Here is a 24,138-nt window from a genome sequence, read left to right as displayed (position 1 = left end):
AAACGCTGCCCTGGGCTTGCCTCATCGCTCAGGCGACTACCGGGATCAGCGGGTCGGCGGCCGCCAGGGCGATGTCGCGTCTGGCTTGCGGCGGGTAGATCCACTGAGTGTTTATCTGCGTTTTCAGCTCCTTGCCTTCCTTGCCGGTCAATACCACCTTGCGCTCCCAACCTTCGGTGAACACTGCGCCCCAGGCGCCCAGATCCAGGCAGGTGACGTACTTGGGTTGACTGTAGGCAATCGGCTCGACACCCAGCAGATCGGCTGCAGCGTTATTGCCGGAGGAGCGACCGAGGGCGATGGCGTGCTGGCAGGTCATCAGCGCGTGGTTGCCACGTTCATCCACCGCGGCATAAGCGGTATCGCCGGTGGCATAGATGCTGTCCTGGCCCAATACCTTGAGGTTGCGGTCGACATGCAGGCGGCCAAAGGCATCGCGTTCGCCATCGATCTGCTGAGTCAGCGGTGAGGCTTTCACTCCCACGGTCCAGACTACGGTACTGGCTTCGATACGTTCGCCATTGTCGAGTTGTACGCCATGCTCGTCGACCAGCGAAACCGGGCTGCCGAGCTTCCAGGTCACGCCCAGCGTGTCGCTGGCTTGTGCGATCACTGAGGCAATCTGTTCGCCCATGACGCTGCCGACCTGCTTACCCATGTCGACGACGATCACCCGCACATCGGCCTCGTTACCCAGGATTGCGCGCAGCCGCGCCGGCATTTCCATGGCCGTTTCGATGCCGGTGAAACCACCACCGACCACCACCACGGTGTTGCGTGCCTGGCTGGCCGGTTTGTGGCGCAGGCCCTGCAGGTGGGTTTCGAGTTTCTGCGCCGATTCCAGGCTGTCGACATCGAAGGCGAAACGGTCGATACCTGCCAATGGAGGACGGGCCACCTGGCTACCGGAAGCCAGAATCAATCGGTCGAAATTCAGCTCGGCCTGGGCACCGCTTGCGTCACGATAGACGACTCGCTTGCCTGCGGTATCGATGCGTGTGGCGCTGCCTTGCACGAAGTGCACGCCGACCGCATCGAACAGCGGGCCGAGCGGGGCAACGGTGGTGGTCAGGTCGCTTTCATAAAAGCGCGGACGTACGCGCAGTTCGGCTTGCGGGGCGAGGAGGGTGACGGCGACGTCCAGGCGCTCGTGCTGGTCCAGCAGGCGAACGGCGCTCAGTGCACTCCACATACCGCCGAAACCGGCACCGATGATCAGGATCTGCTGTGTCATATCGTGAATTCCCGTAGTAGTTGAAGATAAAAGGTGTTGGCTGACTACGGGATCGATTGTGTGATTGTTTTGGATCATGGTATTGATCCAGTATCTGCAAAAATAACTAGTCCACTTCGAGATTCCTATGCCAGTCGATAAAGCCCCGCCACAAGTGGTCTTTCTGCCGCTGGGAACACCAGAGGAGGGGGCCAGCCTGCAGGGATGGTTGTACGAGTCGTTGCGCCGCGCGATTCTCGGCGGGCGCCTGCCCACAGGCAGCAAGCTGCCCAGCACTCGTTCCATGGCCGAGTATTACGGTCTGGCGCGCGGGACGGTGCAGGCGGCCTATCAGCAACTGCTTTCCGAAGGCTATCTGCAGGCTCGAACCGGCAGCGGTACATGCGTCAGTGAGGTATTACCGGACCCGACGCTGAACGCGGGATACGTTCGGCGCAAGGTGGTGGCCGAGGTGGAAGAGAGGCGCACAGCACCTGACACGCCTTGGTTGAAGCGTCTGGCTGAGATCGAGCCAATTTTCTCTCGGCGAACGCTGCCAACCGGTGTGCGTCCGTTCTTTCCTCACCGTGGCGATATCAACGCCTTTCCCATCGATCTGTGGCGCAAGTTGCACACGCAGCAGTTACGCAGCTCGCGCCTGACGATGTTGCTCGACGCCGACCCTGCAGGCCTGCCCGAACTGCGTGAAGCCATCTCCGGTTATCTGGCCATCGCCCGTGGCGTGCAAGTGTCAGCGGAGCGCATTCTGGTGCTCGGCAGCGTGCAACAAGGCCTGGATATCTGCCTGCGCTTGCTGGCGCCAGGCGACTCTCAGGTCTGGATGGAAGACCCGGGTTATCCCGGTGCACGGCAGTTGATGGACATCTCCGGCATCAGCCGCGTGGATGTGCCTGTGGATCAGGCTGGCATGCAAGTGGAAGAGGGCATGCGTTTGGCGCCTGCCGCACGACTGGTCTACGTCACCCCCTCACGTCAGGCACCACTGGGCGGCGAACTGTCGCCTGCACGCCGCCTGGTCTTGCTGAAATGGGCGGCGGAGCAGGGCAGTTACATCTTCGAGGACGACTACGACAGCGAGTACCGTTTCATCGCCAAGCCCATTCCGGCACTGCGTTCGATGCCAGGTGCCGAGCACTCGGTAATCATGGCCGGGACCTTCAGCAAACTGCTGTTTCCCTCGATTCGCCTGGCTTATCTGGTCCTGCCTGAGCACCTGATCGAGAGCTTCACGCGCGCGTCGGCACTGATGTCACGCCATGCCAACAGCCTGGCGCAGGCCGTGCTGGCCGACTTCATCCATGAGGGGCATTTCGACCGCCATGTGCGGCGTATGCGCAAGATTTACGCAGCACGTGCCGATGCCTTCGCCGAAGCAGCGCACAAGCATTGGCAAGGACTGATCGAGGTATCGGAAATTCGTGCAGGTATGGATATCGCCTGTCATTTGCAGGTGGAGAACGAGCAGGACGCTTTCGCACGTTTGCAGGCAGCTGGTATCGACGCGTTGCCACTGGCGAGTTACTGCGTCGATGCGAGGGCACCAGGGTTGGTAATGGGCTTTGCGCCCTATGAGGAACGTGCCATCGAGGATGCCGCCAGGGCCGTTGCGCAAACCCTGCGCGGCTGAGAACTGCCCCGGCCAAGGCCGGGGCAGCGACCATCAGAGGATGCTCAGCGGGTATTCGACGAAGGCGCGAATCTCGTTGAGATCAGGCCCTACGTCGGTGCTGGAGCGGTAGATGGAGTTGCGCAGGCGCAGGTGCAGATCCTTGGCCGCACCACTTTGTACGGTGTAGCCGATCTGGTTGAAGATCTCGCGCTCGGTGCCGTTGTTGTCGCTGCCGGTATCGATGTTGTCACCACGCACGTAGGCGAACTTGTAACGCAGACCCGGCACGCCGTACTCGGCAAAATTCAGCTCGTAGCTGGCTTGCCAGGAGCGCTCGTCCTTCAGGTTGAAGTCCGAGTAGTAGGAGTTGGCCACATAGATACTCCCGCCGCCGTCGCCATAATCCTTGGCAAATCCGGCATCGCCGGTGTTGCGCTGGTGCGCGACGATGAAGGCATGAGCGCCGATGCTGTACTTGGTCGCCAGGCTCCAGATGGTGTTGCGGTCGCCTGTGCCATCGCCGCCGTTCTCCAGGGCTGCGACGGAACCGGTGTCGTATTTGGTGCGATAGATGTTGAAGTCGAAATTGAGCGCCTGCTCAGCCGCCAGCGCCAGGTTGTAATTGACGTTGGCGTAATAGCGTTTGTACATGTCCTCAAGATCGGCGTGGTACAGCGCCACGCTCAGATCCTTGTTGACCGCATAGCTGCCGCCGAGCACGTCGATACTCTTGAGGCGGTTGGGGTCACGTGCTGAGTCGCCCATCGGGCTGTCAGCGGTGAAGCGACCGGCATTCAGCTCCAGGCCTTCGATTTCGTTGCTGGTGACCAGCGTGCCGGTGAACGACTGTGGCAGCAGACGGGTGTCGTCATGGGCCAGAACCGGCAGGGAAGGGAACTGGTTGCCGTACTTGATCACGGTATTGGAAACGCGCAGCTTCACCGCACCACCGGCCTGGGACAGGTCGTCCACCGGGCGACCTTCGCTGTCGGTATTGAAGAAGGGGCGGTAGTTGCGGCCACGGCCGCTGTCGAGCTTGATGCCGAGCAGGCCGAAGGCATCGACGCCGAACCCGACGGTGCCCTGGGTGAAACCGGACTCGAAGGTAGCGATGAAACCCTGCCCCCAGGTCTTGGCGTCGTTGGTGTTGTCTTTGTAATCACGGTTGAAGTAGGCGTTGCGCAGCAACAGATTGAGGCTGGCGTCCTCGACGAAACCATTGGCTTCGGACTGGCTGCTGGCATGAGCCAACGGCCCGCCCAGCGCGAGGCTGCAAGCCAGCGCGAGACAGTGCTTCTTGTGCATGAGTGCTCCCGGTGTTGGTGTGCTTTCTTGTCAGGCCTCGCATCGAGACAGGGCCCAGTCCAGATGGACCGCTTAGTGATATCACCGGGCCAGCGCAGGCACTATTGAAGGCGATCAATGATCACTATCGACTCCTTCGATGAGGTGCAGGCAGCGAATGGCGGTAGGCTGCACACCGATGAAGATTCCAGGGGCGGCGGCTTTTGCATCTCTCCCGAAACCGTCGGCCTGGCTCCACTTCATCTCCTTTGGTTAAGACGACTTGTGGCCGCCTGGTGATCCAGTGCGGCCTTTTTTTATTTTCGTCTTTCTCTGTCCGCTGTGCGTGACGGTCCAGGCCCTAGCCCTTAACCCTGACAAGCCACGCACGGTGCAAGGGACTGCTTGAACAGGTACAGTCACTGATTTTCGAGTTCGCCATGTTGATACATCGCCTGTTACCCGACACGGGTCGTCCAGTCATGACAGTGATCGGCATGGCATTGCTCCTGCTCGCGGGTTGCGGCGAACGTCCCAGTCCCGAAGTTGAGTGGTACGTCAACAACCCCAAGGAGCTATCGAAGGCCCTTCATATCTGCCATCACAAGCCTTTTCGCCTTTCCGAGCAGGCTTGCGCCAATGCCAAAACTGCTCAATTGAAAGCCGCAACGATCAGAATCGAGGCGCTGAAAGCGCGGGACCGCAAAGCGGCAGAACAGACACCGGAATCCCAGCGAACGGTTGCCTGGTACAAGCAATACAAATACGCGCTGCGGGACAAGCTCGAGAGCTGTCGTGAGAAAAGTGAAGGCTGGGGCGAAGCGAACCAGCACTCATGCCTGATGGCGATCCAGGCAGAACGTCAGCTCTTTATTGAAGGCGGTACGATTTACTACCGTTGATTGGCGTGACGCGATCACAGTGCGAGGCCTTAGCGAACGTCTCAGCCTGCGTGTAGCTGTAAAAGGCAGACTGCAAAGTGGAGAAGCCATGCTCGCACTGCCCTGATCGTAACTTCGCATAATATATATTATGTTAAATCGCGTATAGGCTTGAGTATGCGGTGAACCACTGTGACAGATGGTTCGCATCAGGCACGTAAAGCGATCCCCCGCTCTTTGGGAGATCTTCATGCCTGATGAACGAATCCTTAGCTAAAGGCGCAATTACAGGTGGTAATCGCCCGCGGCCTCCGGCTGATATAGCACTTTCCTGATCTCGATCCGGCGAGTCCGATCAGACACTCGCCAGTCGATGGCGTCTCCCTCCTGATAGCCCAGGATGGCGGCGCCGATATCGGAACACACCGAATGCTTGCCGGCGCTGCTGTCCGCGTCTTCAGGATAGACCAAGGCCACTTCGATCTCTTCGTCATCCAGCTGCAGCAAGGCCCTGGAGTTCATCGTGACGACATTGCACGCCACCTGTTGCGGCTTGACTACGATGGCCCGCTCAAGCTCATGTTCAAGTTCTACAACGGCCGGGCCTTGCTCGAGCGCGATCAGACATTCGAGCCTGGCCTTGTCGATTTCAGTGATATAGATCCCCGTGGAGTCGCCAACGGCGCCTTCACGCAAGAGCTGGAGGTAGCGCCCCGCCGTCATGGCAAATGACTTCAATGTCGGCGTTTCGCTCTCAAGCAGAAAACCGCTGCGTTGAAAGGTTTTCAGCGAGCGCGTGTTGTCCGGATGGATCTTGGCGATGAGCTTCTCGGCCCGCATGTCGAGGAAGGCCAGTTTCATGCCTTCGCGGATCGTGCGGGCACCAAGGTTTTGGCCCCATTTATTGCTGTCTCCGATGGCCAGGACTATCTCGCAAATCGGACCGGTCTTGATCAGACGGACGAAGCCCACCGGGGTGTCCTGCCGGTCGTAGGCCATGAAGAATCGGCCGCCCCGGTTGAACAGATGGGTCAGGATCGGCAATTGAGTTCGTTCGATGGCTTGCTCGATGGAGCGGGAAACATGACGCGAATCGCTCAGATAGCAGGTGACGCGCTCATCCTGCAACCAGTCCATCAGCGTCAGCGCGTGTGCCCGGGTAATTTCAGGGCACAGCGAAATGAAAGGCTTGTTCATCTTCACCACACACTTATATGTAAAGAGTGAAAGCCCTTCATGGCTATGGCCATGACGGTTCTTTCGGCAACCGTCTACTTTAAGCCATAACGCGAGTAATGCCGAACCGCCTGCGCAGCACTCAAGCTAATCAAAGCATTCAGCTATCGCCATTGCTGCTCATCGCCCAACTGCAACATCGCCTCCACTCCTCCACTCCAGACACAAGGGCATCTTCGTCGACCGCAAGGAGGATGGGGCGCCGGCCTGGGAGCAAGCATTGTTCCCGAAGTCTCGCCAGCACGCCCGCGCATCTGGATGGATCACAGCAACCTGATGCCAGAACCATAGTCTGGTCCAAGGCAAGTCACTGCCGCTGGCAATACTCTTTTCTACCCGGCGGCCGAAGGAACAAGCAAGAGCGCAGCCTACGACCTCTTTGTGAATCGCATGCTGAAAGAAACATGCTCGGCTCGAGCGTTCTGAAGCCTCATAGATACGAGGATTTACAATGAAAGCGCAAGTACTCAAATCCTTTGGCGGCCCGCAATCGTTCGAGCTGAGCGAAGTGACCAAACCCGTACCGCAGGCAGGGCAAGTGTTGGTGCGGGTTCACGCAACCTCCATCAACCCGTTGGATTACCAGGTGCGTCGTGGCGACTACGTCGACTACGTGCCTCTCCCTGCCATTACCGGGCATGACGTATCCGGCGTCGTCGAAGCCGTCGGTCCGGGTGTGACGAGCTTCGTGCCAGGTGACGAAGTCTGGTACACCACGCAAATTTTCGAAGGCGATGGCAGTTATGCCGAGTACCACGTTGCGTCCGAAAGCATCATCGGCAAGAAGCCGGCATCGCTGAGCCATCTCGAGGCGGCAAGCCTGACGCTGGTAGGCGGGACGGTCTGGGAAGCCCTGATCGGGCGTGTATCGCTCAGGGTCGGGGAAAGCATTCTGATCCACGGCGGTGCGGGTGGCGTGGGCCATGTCGCGATCCAGGTGGCAAAAGCCATTGGCGCTCGGGTGTTCACCACCGTACGCGAAGCGAACTTCGAGTTCGCCCGGGGTCTGGGTGCCGACGTGGTCATCGACTACGAACAAGAGGATTACGTTGACGCCATCCTGCGGGAAACCGATGGCCACGGCGTCGATGTGATCTTCGACACCATCGGCGGCGACACCCTGACCCGTAGCCCCGATGCGCTCGCCCAGCTCGGCCGTGTGGTTTCGATCGTGGACATCGCCAAGCCGCAGAACCTCATTCAGGCCTGGGGCAAGAATGCCAGTTACCACTTCGTCTTCACCCGCCAGAACCGCGGCAAGCTCGATGAGCTGAAGGCATTGGTCGAGCGTGGCCAGCTGCGCCCCCATATTGGCGCGGTCTACTCACTCGCTGACATCGGGCTCGCCCATGCGCTGCTGGAGACGCCCAACAATGGTCTTCGCGGGAAAGTCGCAATTGCCGTCGAGCCCTCGCTCGCCCCGTAAGTGCATGCAACTGCCTAACTTGCTCTAGAGGAATACCGCAATGATCTATGAAATCGCACTGCTGCCCGTTCACAAAGAACAGGTCGAACAGTTCAAACAGGCATTTGCCGAAGTGGTTCACTTGCTCCAGCGCGCCAAGGGTTATGGCGGCCACATGCTCGCGCCTGGCATCGAAAGCCCCGAGCGATTCAACCTGATCGTGCGCTGGGCGTCACTCGAGGACCATACGCCAGGTTTCGAGGCGAGTGATGACCATCAGACCTTCATGCTGGGTCTGGAGAAATACTTTTCGGAAGAGCCGACGGTCTACCACATTGAGGGGGCGCCCTTCACTACCGGAAAAGATGAAGATCAAAACGGCATCTTCGGCGTGGCAGTACCTTAAATTGCGCGCAAGCGCTCACAGACAGTGAGGTGAAGCAATGACCAAGGCCGCTGATGTTGTAGTGCAATGCCTGGAAAACGAAGGCGTCGAATACGTATTCGGCATTCCGGGTGAGGAAAACCTCGACCTGCTGGAGTCTCTGCGCAAATCGAAGATCAAGCTGGTACTGACCCGTCACGAGCAGTCCGCAGGTTTCATGGCCGCCACCTACGGCCGCCTGACCGGCAAGACCGGCGTTAGCCTGTCGACCCTCGGCCCTGGTGCCACCAACCTGGTGACCGCCGGTGCCTACGCCTATCTGGGCGGCATGCCGATGATGATGATCACCGGCCAGAAGCCGATCAAGAAATCCAAGCAGGGCCGGTTCCAGATCATCGATGTATGCGGGATGATGGCCCCCATCACCAAATACACCCACCAGTTCGCTTCGGCCGACAACATTCCGGCTCGCATGCGCGAAGCTTTCCGCCTGGCTGAAGAAGAAAAGCCCGGTGCCGTGCACCTGGAACTGCCGGAAGACATCGCCGCCGAGCAGACCGACAGCACGCCGATTCCGCCGAGCCTGCACCGTCGCCCGTTGGCCGAGCACAAGGCGATTGAAGGCGCGGTCGAGAAGCTGCAGAACGCCCGCACTCCCATTCTGGTGATCGGCGCTGGCGCCAACCGCAAGATGACCGCCAAGGTGCTCAAGCAACTGATCGACAAGACCGGCATACCCTTCGTCACCACCCAGATGGGCAAGGGCGTGGTGGATGAGCGCCACCCACGCTTTCTGGGCAATGCCGCACTGTCCGCGGGCGATTTCGTGCACCGCGCCATCGAGGCCGCCGACCTGATCGTCAACATCGGCCACGACGTGATCGAAAAGCCACCGTTCTTCATGGTGCGTGGCGGTACCGAAGTCATCCACATCAGTTTCCGCTCCGCCGAAGTCGATGCCGTGTACTTCCCGCAGGTGGAGGTGATCGGCGATATCGCCAACGCCGTGTGGCAGATCGGCGAAGCATTGAACATTCAGGAGCACTGGGACTTCAGCCGGCTGATGGCGATTCGCGAAGCCAACGAGGAACAGATCGTCGAGGGTGCTGACGACAACCGCTTCCCGATCTACCCGCAGCGCTTCGTCGCTGACGTACGTCAGGCCTTGCCGTCCGAAGGCGTCATCGCGCTGGATAACGGCATCTACAAGATCTGGTTCGCGCGCAACTACAAGGCGCACAAGCCGAACACCGTGCTGCTCGACAACGCCCTGGCGACCATGGGCGCAGGTCTGCCGTCGGCGATGGCTGCGCACCTGGTCTGCCCGGACCGGCCGGTGGTCGCGATATGTGGTGACGGTGGTTTCATGATGAACAGCCAGGAGTTGGAGACCGCAGTACGCCTGAAGATGAACCTGACGGTCATCATCCTGCGCGACGGCGGCTACGGCATGATTCGCTGGAAGCAGTCGAACATGGGCTTCGCCGATTTCGGCCTGGACTACGGCAACCCCGACTTCGTCATGTATGCGCAAAGCTACGGCGCCAAGGGCCATCGCGTGGAAAGCGCCGAGGGCTTCCTGCCGCTACTGCAGCGTTGCATCAGCGAGCCAGGCGTACACGTGATCGATTGTCCGGTGGACTACTCGGAAAATGATTTCATTCTCAACAGTGAAATCAAGAGAAGAAGTGCTCTGGTCTGATCTCTCGATACCCGCTTGTCTCAATGGCGGCATTGCCGTGCCGCCAGTCTTTCCGTACTGAAATCGGAGTTCATCATGCAACTCAAAGACACTCAGCTGTTCCGCCAGCAAGCCTTCATCGATGGCTCCTGGGTTGACGCGGACAATGGTCAGACGATCAAGGTCGACAACCCGGCAACGGGCGAAATTCTGGGCAGCGTGCCGAAAATGGGCGCCGCCGAAACCCGCCGAGCCATTGAAGCCGCGGACAAGGCACTGCCGGCTTGGCGCGCACTGACCGCCAAGGAGCGTGGCAACAAGCTGCGTCGCTGGTTCGAACTGATGATCGAGAACCAGGACGACCTTGCGCGTCTGATGACCCTGGAGCAAGGCAAACCCTTGGCCGAAGCCAAGGGTGAAATCGTATACGCCGCCTCCTTCATCGAGTGGTTCGCCGAAGAAGCCAAGCGTGTCTACGGCGATGTCATTCCGGGCCACCAGCCGGACAAGCGCCTGATCGTGATGAAACAGCCGATCGGCGTCACCGCCGCCATCACGCCGTGGAACTTCCCGGCCGCGATGATCACCCGTAAAGCCGGCCCGGCCCTGGCCGCCGGTTGCACCATGGTACTCAAGCCCGCTTCGCAAACCCCATTCTCCGCATTCGCCTTGGCTGAGTTGGCGCAGCGTGCCGGCGTCCCGAATGGCGTGTTCAACGTGGTGTCCGGCAGCGCCGGCGACATCGGCAGTGAGCTGACCGGCAACCCGACGGTACGCAAACTGACCTTCACCGGCTCGACCGAAATCGGTCGTCAGCTGATGGCCGAATGCGCCAAGGACATCAAGAAGGTCTCGCTGGAACTGGGTGGTAACGCGCCATTCATCGTGTTCGACGATGCAGACCTGGATAAGGCCGTCGAAGGCGCGATCATTTCCAAGTACCGCAACAACGGCCAGACCTGCGTCTGTGCCAACCGGCTGTACATTCAGGATTCGGTCTACGACGCATTCGCCGAGAAGTTGAAGGTGGCTGTGGCCAGACTGAAGGTCGGTAACGGTCTGGAAGAAGGCACCAGCGCCGGTCCCCTGATTGACGAAAAAGCCGTGGCCAAGGTCAAGGAACATATCGCGGACGCGGTTGCCAAAGGCGCCACCCTGCTGTCCGGCGGCAAGTCCATTGAAGGCAACTTCTTCGAGCCGACCATCCTGACCAACGTGCCAAATAACGCCGCCGTGGCCAAGGAAGAGACATTCGGCCCACTGGCTCCACTGTTTCGCTTCAAAGACGAAGCCGAAGTCATCGCGATGTCGAACGACACCGAGTTCGGTCTGGCCTCGTACTTCTTTGCGCGTGACCTGAGCCGTGTGTTCCGTGTGGCGGAAGCCCTGGAATATGGCATGGTCGGCGTCAACACCGGTCTTGTTTCCAACGAGGTCGCACCGTTCGGCGGCATGAAGGCCTCGGGCTTGGGCCGTGAAGGCTCCAAATACGGTATTGAGGATTACCTGGAGATCAAATACCTGTGTCTGAGCGTATGAGGCTCCAGATGATGGATGCCTTAAGTCCCCTGCCCCCATTTGTGCGGGTGACGCTCGCTGTCGATCTGCTCTGAGTCTGGATGGTGCTCGCGCTTGAGCGTGTCGAGATGGGGCCACTGTTCGAGCGCGCTCTGCAGCTGTTTCACCGCGGCGATCGTGCGCTGATGATAGCCGTCCAGTTGCTGGTGAAACTCTGGCGACAGCTCTTGCGCAAGCAACGACTCGAAGCCCCGTCTTGATCGGGTTTCGAGCCGTAATGCGACTTCGAGCCTCGTTCGGTCATTGGTGGGTGCGAACAGGGATGTCAGCTCATACCAACAGCGCTGCCAAAGTCCTGCCAGGCTAACGTGCCACGTCGCTCGGCCGCCGTAGGTGGTGATCTGAATTTGCAGGCAGACGATCAGCGCCGAGTAGTCCCGCTCGCGTTCGCCAAGGAAGTCCCGCAGCAACGCGTCCTGAGCGCCCGATGCGAGCAGTCGACAGGTTCGCCGTCCTTCCACGCAGATGGCCTGCAACCGGGTGAGATGAGCAATGGTCTTGTCCAATGTGGGCATGCGCTAAACCTCCCGTCGCGCTTGCTGGCTTGGCCAGGGGGCCTGCGCAGCCAGGCGGCGCACTGCGCACGCCCGGCATAGGCGCTATCAGCTTCTTGCGCGCTCTACGTCACGCAGCGCGCGCACTTCATCGTGATTGCGCAGCACGCCCTGGTACTGGCGCTCGACCATGCTGCGGATATCCGCCGGCAGATTCTGGGTCATGGCTTCGCTGTAGCGTTCCTTGGCGACGTCCTCGCCGCGCTCGGCTTCGTTGAGAATCGCCTCTTCGTCCTTGCCGGTGATCAGTGATTTCAGGTCGACCCAGCGGCGGTGCAGGTCTGCCCCCACGCTGGTGCTGTCCTCGGGCTCGCCGCCCAGTTCCAGTACGCTCCGTTGCAGTTCTTCCGCTGCTTCGGCGCATTGCCGCGAGCGTTTCGAGAAGAGTTGCTTCATGTCGGGTCGCTTGACGTCTTCGGCGCAGACCTTGAAGCCGGCCTCGCCGTCCTTGCAGGTTTCGATCAGCTTGTTGAGGGTGCGTACCAGGTCTTTACGATCGTCGGTGAGATCCATGTGTCGTCTCCGGGCCGGCTAAACGGCCATTGCTAGGTGGTATGTCCCGTCTTGGGGCCTACATGGATACCGACGTGCAAGCTGCGCTGATCGTTCAGGGAATATTCCAAGCGGCAACCTGAACCGGCTTCAGGTGTGCACGCACCAGTTGACCGCCTGGGCCGGCATGCCGAGGTAGTCAATGAAGCGCCTTTGCGCAGCGTTCTCTTGCAGTGAGTGAAAACTCACGGGTGGGTTTCAATTCTCTGCGGTTCGATGGTCGTGCTGATCATCAATCCCGGCAAAAACCTTGAACGCTGGCCCGCCGGCGGAACTCTCTCTATCAGGGGAGCTTTGCCAGGGGCCAGTTAGTGACCTGGCACGCGCAGTTGCGCCACGTCGAACGAGCTCTTGCTTCCCCGGGCCGCCGCACCGTCTCCTCCTTCTCCTTGCGGCGGTTCCTTCTTTTTCCTTTTGAAGGCAATCGAGGCTCGCTCTTGAGCGTGGCCGAACTCAAATCGCATCAGGCAGTCACAACGTCGTGGCCTGCCCCTCCAGGGCCACGTGCTCGGAATGAACGGACGCACGGGAGAGCATCAATGCCACTGCTCAAACTGCTGCACTTCATGGCGCTGATCTGCTGGTGCGGCGCTCTGTTGTATCTGCCGGCGATGATCGCCACGGGCTCACGCAGCAACGATGACCTGTTCTACCGAGACCATGCCTACCTCACGCGCCTGGTCTTCAACCTGCTCGCCACGCCTGCTGCCTTGCTGGCCATCGGTTCGGGCACGGTGCTGTTTCTACGTGAATCCATCTTCGCCCCCTGGTTGATCATCAAGCTCACCACGGTGGCTGGAATGGTGCTCTGTCATGCCCTGTGCGGCGTGCTGATTCTGCGTATCGACCGTGTCGCCGAGCCGGCATTGCGCCGCGACTGCGTACTGATCGGCCTACTGCTGACCTCCCTCATCGGTGCCACGCTCTGGCTGGTGCTGGCCAAACCTTTCTGACCACGGAGTACCCGAGAACATGCCTGGCCCGCCCCGCTCTCTCTACCTTCCAGTAGCTGGCAAGTCGGGCCCGAGTCGTTCATCGCGTATCGACACCAACGCCGTGCTCGTACACCAGACGCCCGCCCAGGTAGGCCGCCAACGCAATAAGACCTGCGGTCAGCAGCGACAGATATATCCCCCAGTGCTCCATACCCTGTTCCGGACCGGCGTAACGCAGCAACCAGTTAAGCGATGCCAGCGACAGCATCATCACCGCGATGATGGCGTGGCACCAGGCGGTTATCTTGCGCCGGATGCTGCTGACCGTAAGCAGATCGACCAGCCCCGCCATGCTCGCCACCCAGCCACCGAACGCGCCGACGCCTGCCAGCCAGAGACTGGCCCGCGCCCAGAATGGGTCGGCCAGGAGCAGATAGGCGATATCGGTCGCCACCAGCCCCAGCAGTGCGGCGACGGGAAAGTGGATCATCATCGGATGCAGCGGATGCCCGGCGATGGCCGCGCGGCTGACGATAACTTCCTTTATTTCGGCCATCCGGGCCTCCCTGAACAGATGAGTGATGAGCTGAAACAGAAGCGCCATTGGCTGAACCCCTGTTTCAAGTTGACCACGCTGACGCTGGCAGTTCCGTTTCTCGTTGCCTGCGAGGGGCCGCAATCGACGCTTGACCCGGCGGGGCCGATGGCGCATGAAGTGGCCATGCTGTGGTGGGCGATGTGCGCGTTCGCCACCCTGGTGCTGATTGTGGTGACGGCATTGTGGGTGCATGCCATGCGCCGCGAACATCCTCAGATGGACGCCGCACGGGCTCGCCAGCTGACCTTGCGCTGGCTGGTCGGTGGCGGTCTGTTGCTGCCGACCTTGAGCATTTTGCTCCTGCTGCTGTTCGGCATTCCCATTGGTCATCGCATGCTGCCCTTGCCGCTGACCGGTGAGCAGCCACTGCGCATCGAGGTGGTCGGGCATCAGTGGTGGTGGGAAGTGCGCTACCCGGACAGCGGCGTGGTCACTGCCAATCAGCTGCATCTGCCGGTCGGTCGGCCGGTGGACCTCGACGTCACCAGCGCCGACGTCATCCATTCGTTCTGGGTGCCACGCCTGGGCGGCAAGATCGACATGATTCCCGGCCGGGACAATCGCATCCGCTTGCAGGCCGATCAGGCCGGCACCTTTCGTGGCCAATGCTCGGAGTTCTGCGGCACTCAGCACACCCACATGATTCTCGATGTGCAGGCTCACGAGGAAGAAGACTTCGCCAACTGGCTGCAGGCGCGCCGCGAACAACAGGTCAGTGCCCTGCCCGGCCCTGCTGGCGAGGTGTTCGCCGCTCGTTGCGGTCAGTGTCACCGCGTGGCGGGCATCAGCGACGGCGCCCGCGCGCCTGACCTCAGCGATATCGGTGCCCGAACAGCGCTGGGCGCCGGCGTGTTGAGCAACGAGCCCGGCGCGTTGTTGCGCTGGCTGCAGGAGCACCAGCGGCTCAAGCCCGGCAACGCCATGCCGCTTCACGACGATCTCGACCCCGAGCACCTCAACGCCATCGCCGACTGGCTGGAGACACTGCGCCCGTGAGTACGCCAAGCAACGAACAGGTTGCCGCCCAGGAACAAATGCACGATCAGTTCAACGACGTATGGGGTAACCCACGCGGCTGGAAGTCGCTGACCATCGTCAATCACACCACAGTCGGCATTCGCTTCATGCTAACCGGGCTGGGTTTCTTCCTGTTCGGTGGCCTGCTGGCGATGCTGGTGCGTACGCAGCTGGCCATACCGGGATACGACTTCCTCGAGCCGGACGTTTACAACCAGGTCTTCACCATGCACGGCACGGTGATGATGTTCCTCTTCGCGGTGCCGATGATGGAAGGCCTGGCGGTCTACCTGATTCCGAAGATGCTCGGCGCACGTGACCTGGTGTTCCCGCGCCTGTCGGCGCTGGGCTACTGGTGCTACCTGTTCGGCGGGCTGATTCTCTGCACCAGTCTGCTGCTGGGGATCGCGCCCAAGGCCGGCTGGTTCATGTACACGCCGCTGTCCAGCGCGGTGCATACACCGGGGCCGAACTCGGACTTCTGGCTGATCGGCATCACCTTCGTGGAAATCTCGGCGGTGTCCGCCGGCGTCGAACTGGTGGTGTCGATCCTGCGTACCCGCGCCGAAGGCATGTCGTTGAACAAGATGCCGATCTACGCCTGGTACATCCTGGTCATGGCGATGATGATCGTGGTCGGTTTCCCGCCATTGATCCTCGGCAGCATCCTGCTGGAACTGGAGCGCGCGGTTGGCCTGCCATTTTTCGAGGTGGCGCGCGGCGGCGACCCAATTCTGTGGCAGCACCTGTTCTGGCTGTTCGGTCATCCCGAGGTGTACATCATCTTCCTGCCGGCGGCCGGCATCGTCTCGACCCTGTTGCCGGTGTTCTGCCAGCGGCCGCTGGTGGGCTACCGCTGGGTGGTGCTGTCGATCCTCACCACCGGTTTCATCAGCTTCGGCTTGTGGGTGCACCACATGTTCACCGTGGGCATTCCGCAGTTGGCGCAGGCGTTCTTCTCCGCGGCGAGCATGCTGGTGGCGATCCCGACCGGTATTCAGGTGTTCGCCTGGATCGCCACGCTGTGGGTCGGCAAACCGCTGTACCACGTGCCGATGCTGTGGCTGGTGGGGTTTCTGGTGATCTTCGTCTGCGGCGGGCTGACCGGCGTGATGCTGGCACTGGTGCCCTTCGACTGGCAGGTGCATGACACGCATTTCGTGGTGGCGCACATGCACTACGTGCTGGTGGGCGGCATGTTCTTCCCGCTGCTGGCCGGCATCTATTACTGGCTGCCGCACTTTTCCGGACGCATGCCGTCGGTGCGCCTCGGCAAATGGGGCTTCTGGCTGGTGTTCATCGGTTTCAACCTGACCTTCCTGATCATGCACTGGACCGGGTTGATGGGCATGCCGCGACGGATCTATACCTACCAGTCGGGGCTGGGCTGGGATTTGCCCAACCTGATCTCGTCAATCGGCAGCTTCATCATGGCCATCGGCATCGCCACGGTGCTGCTGGATATCGTCCTGCACTTTCGCTTCGGCCAGAAGGCCACCAAGAACCCCTGGAACGCCGACACCCTGGAGTGGAGTACCCATCTGCCACCGAGCCCCTTCAACTTCGTCAGCCTGCCGCCGGTGCGCACGCGCCACCCGATGTGGGAGATTCCCGACCTGGAGGAACGCATCGATCGTGGTGAATTCGCCCTGACCGTGATCGACCATGGCCGTCGGGAAACTTGGGGTGTCGAACCGCTGACCGGCAAGGTGCGCGAAATCATCCATCTGCCTGGCAACAGCTGGCTACCGTTCGCGGCTGCCGCGTTCATCGCGATCACCTGCCTGGGGCTGCTCAGCAAGTTCTACTGGGTCGCGTTGGCCGCCAGCATCGTCGCGGCGGTGGTGCTGCTGCGCTGGAGTTGGGAGAACGGCGCGCACCCGTTGGCCGCGCCGGATGCGCGGGTGCAGCCTGGCGAGCCGCCGCTGCACTCGCGCACCTGTGATGGTCCGGGGCTGTGGGGCATGGGCGTGACCCTGCTGGCCAACGGCGCCTTGTATCTGTCACTGCTGTTCGGCTGGTTCTACCTGTGGACGGTATCGCCGAACTGGCTGGTGCCGGACGATCCAGTCATCGATCAGCGCCTGCTGCTCGCCAGTGCCGTGTTGCTGAGCATCGCCGTACTCTGGCAGCGGCCCGTGTTACGTCGCCTGCGCCAGGGCCAGGGTGAACCCGGCGCGCTGATCACCTGTTTTGTCGCAGTGGCGCTGCTGGGCGCGCTGCACGTCGGGCTGCTGCTCTGGACCCTGCTGGCTGGAGACCTGGCGCCACGTGCCACTGCGCATGACGCGGTGATCGTGGTGATGCTCACCTACAGCCTGGTGCATGGCCTGCTGGCAAGCATTCTCAGCGCTCTGCAGGCGCTGCGCGTGCACTACGGCTATGTGTGCAAGCGCACGCCCTACGAGCCGTTGGTAGTCGAACAACTCTGGCAATACAGCCTGGCCGTAATGTGGATCACCTACTGCAGCGTGGTGCTGTTCCCGCCAACCTTCGGAGGCGTGTGATGCAGCCGTTACGCTCCCCCTATAACCCGATCCACATCCCCCTCGGGCTGGTGCTCTGGAGTATCTGGTTCATCGCCCTGTATGGCGGCCTGTCGGTGGGCTGTGCCCTGGTGCCACCTGATCCTGCAAACGGGCAATGGACCTGGCTGAACGGTCTGCTCGCTCTGCTCAGCCTGTTCACCATGGTGGCACTACTAGGTTTGGCCTGGCTGTTTCAACGCGCCGCCAGGGACGAACGTGAAAGCCAGCCCGCGCGCTTCGTGGCTCGCCTCGCCGCCGGCGTGAACCTGATCGGCGCCATCGCCACCGTCTTCGTCGCCCTGCCCACGCTGAGTCTGCCACCATGCCTTTGACTCCCCTCGCCCTCCTGCTTTTGCCCGGCACTGCCGCCGCCCATGGTCTTCTCGACGGCCATCTGCATCTGAACGAACGTGTACCACTGCTACTCAGCGCCCTGCTGCTTGGCGCGGCCTGGCTGCTGTACATCCTCGGCTGCCGCAAGGTGCGCCCGCATGGGCGTGAAGCCTTGTGGATGCACCTGGCGATGATCATCACCGTGCTCGCCGTGTTCGGCCCCATCGATGACTGGGCGGAAACCAGCACCAGCCTGCATATGGTGCAGCACATGCTGTTCATGATCGTCATCGCGCCGCTCTGGGCGCTGGCTCGGCCGCTGCCACAATGGCGGGCGGTGCTCGGTGGCTGGATGGCGCCGGTGTCCAACGCGATTCTGCGCAGCGGCCGCTATCCGGTGGCCTTGGCCATGCTGCACGGCGCGATGATCTGGGTCTGGCATACGCCGAGCCTGTACATGCTGGCGCTGGACAACACCTGGTGGCACGCCATCGAGCATGCCTGTTTTCTGTTCAGCGCCTGGCTGTTCTGGTGGTCCTGTCTGCGCGCCAATCCACGGCAGGTGCCGCACGCGCTGATGGCCATTCTCCTGACCCTGATGCACACCGGTCTGCTCGGTGCCCTGCTCACCTTCGGCAACACGACGTTCTATGGCGAATCCCGTGACCTGGCCGACCAGCAACTGGCTGGCCTGCTGATGTGGGTGCCGGGTAGCCTGGTCTACCTCCTCGCAGCCGGCTGGATCAGCTGGCGCTGGTTGACGCGTATCTGGCGTCGCCAAGCGCGGGAGGGTGTGGAGGATTCCCTCTAGCGCAGATTTCAGGCGCGCCAACGTCTTGTACAACTTCCACTCAGGTTTACCGGCTGCCAAGAGTGGTTGGGTGAAACCGTAGCGCGGATTTGGTTCAGGTTATTTTTTTCTGTCAGTGCGAACCAGCTAACTTGCTCTACAACGCAAGGCTTTGTGTTCAAAGAACAAAATTACCGCAAGACTTTCCAGTGCCAATCCCATGCTGGCTTAAGTTTACATAAAGCTGTCTTTGTACAACTTTTGTAAATGATGTCACTTTGAGTTTTCTTTTTACCAATCGTCCTAACTGTTGGTATGCACTGAATACGCCGTTATGTTTTATGGGTGCTATCAAGGAGATACTCATGAAACATGATTTGGAAAATATCAGAACGGCGTTAGCCAACTACGAAGTTGACATGACGCCAAGACCGGACGGGAGCATCGTGCTTACTGTCGCTCACGCAGAGCGTCGGTTGGTTCGCGTCCTTGATGAAAGTTGTTGTCCTCAGGAATTCATTCGCCTGATCCATTTCGATATGGCACTGGATGAGAACGCTGAGTCCATCAATGAGGCAGTCAAGCACTGCAACGCCACACAATTACCCACCTACTCGCGCGAGCCGCTTTTTCGCACGCGTACCTCTCGTTTATGGGCAATGAGAAAGCTCGAAAAGAAATGAGGAGATACGCAGGTGCCCAGACACAAGCGCGCAACGCCGATTCACAACAAGCCAGAAAACCAGCTGGTGTACGAGTGGCCTTACATCGTTGGCTCGACATGCCTGCTGGTGTTGCTGGCCTGGCAGCCCTTTCAGCCGCCTGTATTGGCGGCGATGTGGTCGCCACCTCAACCCATGACCCAGGCCATGCAGCGCTCTCTGCAGGAAATCGACTCGAACTGCTATCAGGTTCAAAGCGACGCCCTGAGCGAGCCGCATTGCGACGACTGCGGCAAAGATACCGCCGCGTCTGCGCGCCCTGACGAGGAATTCGAGTTCAGCCGCTCGATTCTCACCTGCAGTGACATACACCGTGACGCGCTGCGCGACAGCGACGCGAACCACCCCGAAAACATGATGATTGAAGTGATCAAGTCCAATCACTCTTTCTAGCCGCCCTTGACGCCTTCGGCTGGCACTTCCAGCCTTTATCCTGCCTTAATTATTTCCCGCATCCCGATTATCTGAGCGAATGATCGGGGTGGCTGTCGACATGCATAGACCTTATTCAAAGGAGGCCTGTCATGTCGGATCCAGTCATTTACTTTTCCATTACAATTGCGGCCCTCATCGTTCTGCTACATCTGTGGGCGGTGATCAGTGTATTTCGCAGCGACAAGAGTGTTGGTACCAAAACTCTATGGGCTCTACTTATCTGGATATTCCCGGTTATTGGTCTGGTCATCTGGGGTATTGCCGGACCACGTGGATATACTCAAGGACCCAGCTCCCCTGAGCACAGCAAATAACTCAGGAATTTTACTGCGCGTATCAGCAGTTACACGATCTGATTCACACACGCAGGCAAGACTTGGTTTCTTGACGCGCCTTATTGCGCTACGTGTTGTGTACAAAGAGGTGTGCAAATGACGAAAAAATACATCTATGTGAATTACGCCATTACCTACAGCGGTTGGACCCATGCTTACCCGCACCCTGCACCTTCAAGCAGCGCTGGCAGCTACGCGCGGGAGTCTCGGCCATGACCAGTCAGGAAACTGATGAAGACGAGGTAGCGCCAACCACGCGTTCGATCTACGAGGCGCTGCTGGACGATCCAGGCAACGAAGACCCTGGCTCGCAGCTCGACGCGCCAGTGCCGCTACGCCCCTCGACCAAGGCGCAGCGGGAGAAAAGAGCCCGGCCTGGCGACGGAGAACCGCGCTAGGCCGGGAGGCGGATCACGCCGGAACGCCCTTCGCACATGCTTCCCGCGCCCAGATACGATGCTGCTTCAGTGCTGTCTCGAAGCGCATGAACAGCGGATCGAAACTGTCGCCGCACAGCATGCCCTCGTCTTCGTCCAGGCCCAGCATCGCGGCGAGCTGAGCGGCATCACCGCTGAGCGCGACAGGTTTGAGGTGCTTGTAGGCCTCCAGCAGGTAGTGCTTGGCCACGCCATCGTTCTGCAGCGTCTTGAGCACGTACTCGCCACCCGGCACGAACACGGCATCCACCGTAATCGACGGCTCCGAGGCGAAGCTGCCGTCGGGCTGCATCGGTTGGCCGTCCGAGTCCTTCAGCGCGGCAGCCGTCGGCGCCAGCAGCTTGGCCACGGCGCCCGCCCCCTCCAGCATCTTTTTCAAACTGCCGACCTCGTCGGCCTTGCAACCGGGTGTCAGCAGTACCGCAACACGTCGTCCGCGAATGTCACCAGGCAGCAGATTCATCTGGCTCAGCGCCGGGGAGTCCTGGAGTTTGCCTTCCATTGGCGAGGTCGAGGTGCTGTCCAGATCGATACCCAGGTTCTCCGCGACACGTAGCGCCAGCAGCGGGTCGATATGCGCCAGGATTTCCTTCACCTGGCGCTCGCGAATGTACAGGCGCTCGACCTTCGACAGCTCGAAGCTGTAGGCATCGACGATGTGCTGCTGCTCGGTTTCGCTCATGCTGCGCCAGAACAGCGTGGCCTGGGAGAAGTGATCGGCGAAACTGGGCGAGCGCACCCGTATCTTGGTGCCGCTGACCGGTTCGGGATAGGAACTGTAGCCGCCACCGCTCGGCGCTGGCGGCGTCTCGCGCGGCCAGTTGCCGTCGATCGAGTTGGGCTCATAGGCTGCCTGGCCACGGTTGATCTGCTGACGATGTGGCGCGTCACGCTGGTTGTTGTGGAACGGACAGAGTGGCCGATTGATCGGAATCTCGTTGAAGTTGGGGCCACCCAGACGCAGCAGTTGGGTGTCGGTGTAGGAAAACAGACGACCCTGCAACAGCGGGTCGTTGCTGAAGTCGATACCCGGCACCACATGCCCGATGTGGAAGGCCGCCTGCTCCGTCTCGGCAAAAAAGTTGTCCGGGTTGCGATTGAGCACCATGCGCCCCACCACGCGTACCGGCACCAGTTCTTCCGGTACCAGTTTGGTCGGGTCGAGCAGGTCGAAGCCAAAGCTCAGCGCGTCCTCCTCATCCATCACTTGCAGGCCCAGCTCCCATTCCGGGTAGAGCCCGCGCTCGATGTCTTCCCACAGGCCGCGGCGGTGGAAGTCTGGGTCCTTGCCGGCGAGTTTCTGCGCTTCATCCCACACCAGCGAGCAGACGCCGGCCTTGGGGCGCCAGTGAAACTTCACCAGCTTGCTCTGGCCCTCGCCATTGACCAGGCGAAAGCTGTGCACGCCAAAGCCCTGCATCGAGCGATAGGCGATGGGAATGGCGCGATCGGACATGGTCCAGAGCACCATATGGGCCGATTCCGGGGTCAGCGAGACGAAGTCCCAGAAGGTGTCGTGAGCCGAGCCTCCGGTGGGAATCTCATTGTGCGGTTCGGGTTTGACCGCATGCACGAAGTCAGGGAACTTGATCGCATCCTGGATGAAGAACACCGGCATGTTGTTGCCGACCAGGTCGAAGTTGCCCTCCTCGGTGTAGAACTTCACGGCAAAACCGCGCACGTCGCGCACGGTGTCGGCCGAGCCACGTGGCCCCTGCACGGTGGAAAAGCGCACGAACACCGGCGTGCGCTTGCCGGCTTCACCGAGAAAAGCGGCGCAGGTCAGGTCGCTGGCCGGATCGGTCACCTCGAAATAGCCATGTGCCCCTGCACCGCGCGCATGTACCACGCGCTCGGGAATGCGCTCGTGATCGAAGTGGGTGATCTTCTCGCGCATGATGAAATCTTCCATCAGCGTCGGCCCACGTTCACCCGCGCGCAGGCTGTTCTGGTTGTCGGCGATGCGCGTGCCGGTATTGGTGGTCAGCGCCGTCCCCGTGGCGTCTTCACGGAAACATTCGAGTTGCTCGAGCTTGGCGTTGCTGTTGCTTCTGTCGAGCGTATCGCTGCCCGCCATCTGACTGTTCTCGTCGGCGGTGTTGGGTTGCTTGCTCATGGGCTACTCCTGGCTGTTGGAGGCACGCGGCGACGCGCACTTGATTGTCTGTGGCCATGCCATGCATGGCGGCCACGCAAGCGACGACAAAAGTCGCTCCGGGTAGTTTTTGAGGTGAGCGGCGGCTATTACGTTCGACTTGAATTTTCCCCTCCCGGCGCGTGCTCCTGGCCGTTTCGCTTGTCGCAACGCATTTTTCGCCGGCGCAAATATGTCCTGAACTTCGTCTTTGCCTCGACCTTCTACCTCAGTGCACGCACATCCCCAGGAGGATCGAACATGCATCCGTTGAAACCACTGGCCTTACTGGCCGCTGCCGCCTTCGCCATCTGCGCCGTCAGCAGCCTGCACGCCGCCAATCAGGCGGAATCGATCAGCAGCGAAGCGTTCGTCGAGGAGGCCTCGGCCAAGGGCATCGCCGAGATCGAAACAGCCAAACTGGCTTTGGAAAAATCACAGAACCAAGCGGTCAAGGGCTTCGCCCAGATGATGATCGACGACCATCGCCAGGCGAATCAGAAGCTGGCCGATCTGGCCAAGAGCAAGGATCTTGAAGTGTCTGACGACGCCGAGCTGCTCAACCAGGCCAAGGCCATGGTGCTGAAAATGCGTGGCGAGGCCAGCTTCGACAAGGCCTACATGAACAACCAGGTGGTTGCCCACCGCGAGACCATCGAGTTGTTCCGTCGCGCGGTGAATGTCGATGACCAGGAACTCGCCGCCTTCGCCCGTGAGACGCTGCCCAAGCTGGAGCAGCATCTGCAGCGCGCTGAACAGTTGAACGGTCAGTTGCCGGAAGAGTGATCGCTCGCCGGGCTGCAGATGCAGCTCGGCAGCGTCTCATCAATCAGCTCTGGCGCAGTCGTTCGTAGTAGTAAGGCAGCTGCATCAGGGCATAGCGCGCTGCATCCTCACGTACCTGGTTGCGGCTGCCGCTGAACTGCACCGTTTCACTGACGATGCCCTGGTGCAGCTCCAGGCGAATCGCACAGGCGATGCACTGCACACCGTCCATCTCTCCCTCGGCTTCCGCCAGGCCGGTGTTGGCCAGAACGATATCGGCATCGCTGCGCTGCAATGCGCCCAGCGCCATTTCCTGCGCAACCTCCTCGCTGGTCAGGCCGAAACGCTCGATGGTAGCTGCGCTGACGCCAAGGCAGCGTTGCTTGGCCTGCGGCGAATAGGTGACGAAGGCGCAATCGAGCACCTTGCCGCTACCGGGCACATCCGCCACCAGCGAGCTGATCAATCCCGCCGTACAGGATTCGGCAGTGGCCAGGCGCAGTTTGTACTTACCGAGAAAATTCACCACCTGCTCGATGCTTTGCATCTGCCGGTCTCCTTGAAGCTGTCAGGGTGCTCAGTGGAAGCGGGCACGATGGGCAAAGTTCAACTTTTAACGTTGCGCTTGCCCGGTAAAAAAAGGTCGAACCTTTGTCCGCATCGACCCGTCAGCTCAAGGGTAGGGGGGAGATCGCGCAACCTTTCATCGC

General features: G+C 60.5%; 23 protein-coding genes and 1 pseudogene. 16 read left to right on the top strand and 8 right to left on the bottom strand.

From position 1 onward, the window contains the following. Positions 1-28: 28 nt before the first annotated feature. Positions 29-1,234, bottom strand: coding sequence for an NAD(P)/FAD-dependent oxidoreductase (locus BLR77_RS13120; protein ID WP_074678425.1), 1,206 nt, complete (start codon positions 1,232-1,234; stop codon positions 29-31). 127 nt (positions 1,235-1,361) lie between these two features. Between BLR77_RS13120 and pdxR the strand changes: the two genes are divergently transcribed. Beyond that, complete coding sequence (gene pdxR, locus BLR77_RS13115; protein ID WP_074678423.1) at positions 1,362-2,861, top strand: MocR-like pyridoxine biosynthesis transcription factor PdxR; 1,500 nt, start codon at positions 1,362-1,364, stop codon at positions 2,859-2,861. Positions 2,862-2,894: 33 nt separating this feature from the next. Here pdxR and BLR77_RS13110 read toward each other — a convergent pair whose 3' ends face one another. Beyond that, positions 2,895-4,148: an OprD family porin gene (locus BLR77_RS13110; protein ID WP_074678421.1), complete on the bottom strand. Its 1,254-nt coding sequence runs from the start codon at positions 4,146-4,148 to the stop codon at positions 2,895-2,897. A gap of 419 nt (positions 4,149-4,567) precedes the next feature. Here BLR77_RS13110 and BLR77_RS13105 point away from each other — a divergent pair, with 419 nt between their 5' ends. After that, entirely contained in the window at positions 4,568-5,029 is a 462-nt protein-coding gene (locus tag BLR77_RS13105; protein WP_074678419.1) for an EexN family lipoprotein, read from the top strand. 264 nt (positions 5,030-5,293) lie between these two features. On the opposite strand, the pseudogene BLR77_RS13100 reads toward BLR77_RS13105, so the two are convergent. Then, positions 5,294-6,258 (bottom strand): annotated as a pseudogene (locus BLR77_RS13100) (GNAT family N-acetyltransferase). A 437-nt stretch (positions 6,259-6,695) separates the two neighbouring features. Between BLR77_RS13100 and BLR77_RS13095 the strand changes: the two are divergent. The 4 genes from BLR77_RS13095 to gabD all read left to right on the top strand — a co-directional run bounded on the left by BLR77_RS13095 (position 6,696) and on the right by gabD (position 11,254). Beyond that, positions 6,696-7,670 carry a zinc-dependent alcohol dehydrogenase family protein gene (locus tag BLR77_RS13095; protein WP_074678417.1) on the top strand — a complete coding sequence of 325 codons (975 nt, stop codon included), beginning with the start codon at positions 6,696-6,698 and terminating at the stop codon, positions 7,668-7,670. Positions 7,671-7,710: 40 nt separating this feature from the next. Then, positions 7,711-8,055 (top strand): antibiotic biosynthesis monooxygenase family protein, encoded by a 345-nt coding sequence (locus tag BLR77_RS13090; protein ID WP_074678415.1) that lies wholly within the window; start codon positions 7,711-7,713, stop codon positions 8,053-8,055. Positions 8,056-8,092: 37 nt separating this feature from the next. After that, a complete protein-coding gene (locus BLR77_RS13085; RefSeq protein ID WP_074678413.1) occupies positions 8,093-9,736 on the top strand; it encodes an acetolactate synthase large subunit in 1,644 nt (547 codons plus the stop codon). Positions 9,737-9,811: 75 nt separating this feature from the next. Further along, on the top strand, positions 9,812-11,254 hold the full coding sequence (gabD, locus tag BLR77_RS13080) for an NADP-dependent succinate-semialdehyde dehydrogenase (RefSeq protein WP_074678411.1): 1,443 nt from the start codon (positions 9,812-9,814) through the stop codon (positions 11,252-11,254). A gap of 20 nt (positions 11,255-11,274) precedes the next feature. Here gabD and BLR77_RS13075 read toward each other — a convergent pair whose 3' ends face one another. Beyond that, on the bottom strand, positions 11,275-11,808 hold the full coding sequence (locus BLR77_RS13075) for a PA2169 family four-helix-bundle protein (RefSeq protein WP_074678409.1): 534 nt from the start codon (positions 11,806-11,808) through the stop codon (positions 11,275-11,277). 87 nt (positions 11,809-11,895) lie between these two features. Beyond that, positions 11,896-12,360, bottom strand: a complete 465-nt coding sequence (locus BLR77_RS13070; protein WP_074678407.1) for a ferritin-like domain-containing protein — start codon at positions 12,358-12,360, stop codon at positions 11,896-11,898. Between the two features lie 578 nt (positions 12,361-12,938). Between BLR77_RS13070 and BLR77_RS13065 the strand changes: the two genes are divergently transcribed. Beyond that, entirely contained in the window at positions 12,939-13,352 is a 414-nt protein-coding gene (locus BLR77_RS13065; protein WP_074678405.1) for a CopD family protein, read from the top strand. 79 nt (positions 13,353-13,431) lie between these two features. On the opposite strand, the gene BLR77_RS13060 is transcribed toward BLR77_RS13065, so the two are convergent. Beyond that, on the bottom strand, positions 13,432-13,890 hold the full coding sequence (locus tag BLR77_RS13060; RefSeq protein WP_074678403.1) for a DUF2231 domain-containing protein: 459 nt from the start codon (positions 13,888-13,890) through the stop codon (positions 13,432-13,434). Positions 13,891-14,037: 147 nt separating this feature from the next. Between BLR77_RS13060 and coxB the strand changes: the two genes are divergently transcribed. The 8 genes from coxB (at position 14,038) to BLR77_RS13020 (ending at position 20,490) form a co-directional block, all read left to right on the top strand. Continuing rightward, complete coding sequence (gene coxB / locus BLR77_RS13055; RefSeq protein ID WP_074678915.1) at positions 14,038-14,928, top strand: cytochrome c oxidase subunit II; 891 nt, start codon at positions 14,038-14,040, stop codon at positions 14,926-14,928. Positions 14,929-14,966: 38 nt separating this feature from the next. Next, positions 14,967-17,456, top strand: coding sequence for a cytochrome c oxidase subunit I (ctaD, locus tag BLR77_RS13050; protein WP_074678917.1), 2,490 nt, complete (start codon positions 14,967-14,969; stop codon positions 17,454-17,456). Beyond that, positions 17,456-17,809 (top strand): hypothetical protein, encoded by a 354-nt coding sequence (locus BLR77_RS13045; protein ID WP_074678401.1) that lies wholly within the window; start codon positions 17,456-17,458, stop codon positions 17,807-17,809. The genes ctaD and BLR77_RS13045 overlap by 1 nt, the downstream gene beginning before the upstream one ends. Next, the gene (locus tag BLR77_RS13040; protein ID WP_074678399.1) at positions 17,800-18,621 is read left to right on the top strand and encodes a cytochrome c oxidase assembly protein; all 822 of its coding nucleotides are present in this window, start codon (positions 17,800-17,802) and stop codon (positions 18,619-18,621) included. Before BLR77_RS13045 ends, BLR77_RS13040 begins: the two co-directional genes overlap by 10 nt. A gap of 344 nt (positions 18,622-18,965) precedes the next feature. Beyond that, a complete protein-coding gene (locus BLR77_RS13035) occupies positions 18,966-19,283 on the top strand; it encodes a hypothetical protein (RefSeq protein WP_074678397.1) in 318 nt (105 codons plus the stop codon). Positions 19,284-19,295: 12 nt separating this feature from the next. Next, a complete protein-coding gene (locus BLR77_RS13030) occupies positions 19,296-19,715 on the top strand; it encodes a hypothetical protein (RefSeq protein ID WP_074678395.1) in 420 nt (139 codons plus the stop codon). Between the two features lie 131 nt (positions 19,716-19,846). Continuing rightward, a complete protein-coding gene (locus BLR77_RS13025) occupies positions 19,847-20,071 on the top strand; it encodes a PLD nuclease N-terminal domain-containing protein (protein ID WP_074678393.1) in 225 nt (74 codons plus the stop codon). Positions 20,072-20,304: 233 nt separating this feature from the next. After that, entirely contained in the window at positions 20,305-20,490 is a 186-nt protein-coding gene (locus BLR77_RS13020; RefSeq protein ID WP_074678391.1) for a hypothetical protein, read from the top strand. 13 nt (positions 20,491-20,503) lie between these two features. On the opposite strand, the gene katE is transcribed toward BLR77_RS13020, so the two are convergent. Further along, complete coding sequence (katE, locus tag BLR77_RS13015; RefSeq protein ID WP_074678389.1) at positions 20,504-22,645, bottom strand: catalase HPII; 2,142 nt, start codon at positions 22,643-22,645, stop codon at positions 20,504-20,506. 279 nt (positions 22,646-22,924) lie between these two features. Here katE and BLR77_RS13010 point away from each other — a divergent pair, with 279 nt between their 5' ends. Continuing rightward, positions 22,925-23,449 (top strand): DUF4142 domain-containing protein, encoded by a 525-nt coding sequence (locus BLR77_RS13010; protein WP_074678387.1) that lies wholly within the window; start codon positions 22,925-22,927, stop codon positions 23,447-23,449. Positions 23,450-23,492: 43 nt separating this feature from the next. Here BLR77_RS13010 and BLR77_RS13005 read toward each other — a convergent pair whose 3' ends face one another. Next, complete coding sequence (locus tag BLR77_RS13005) at positions 23,493-23,975, bottom strand: CinA family protein (RefSeq protein WP_074678385.1); 483 nt, start codon at positions 23,973-23,975, stop codon at positions 23,493-23,495. Positions 23,976-24,138 lie beyond the last annotated feature (163 nt).

Origin of the sequence: Ectopseudomonas alcaliphila (genome assembly GCF_900101755.1) — a bacterium.
GTDB lineage: Bacteria > Pseudomonadota > Gammaproteobacteria > Pseudomonadales > Pseudomonadaceae > Aquipseudomonas > Aquipseudomonas alcaliphila.
The sequence above is the reverse complement of the archived record's forward strand: the minus strand, read 5'-3'. Positions and strand labels throughout refer to the sequence as shown.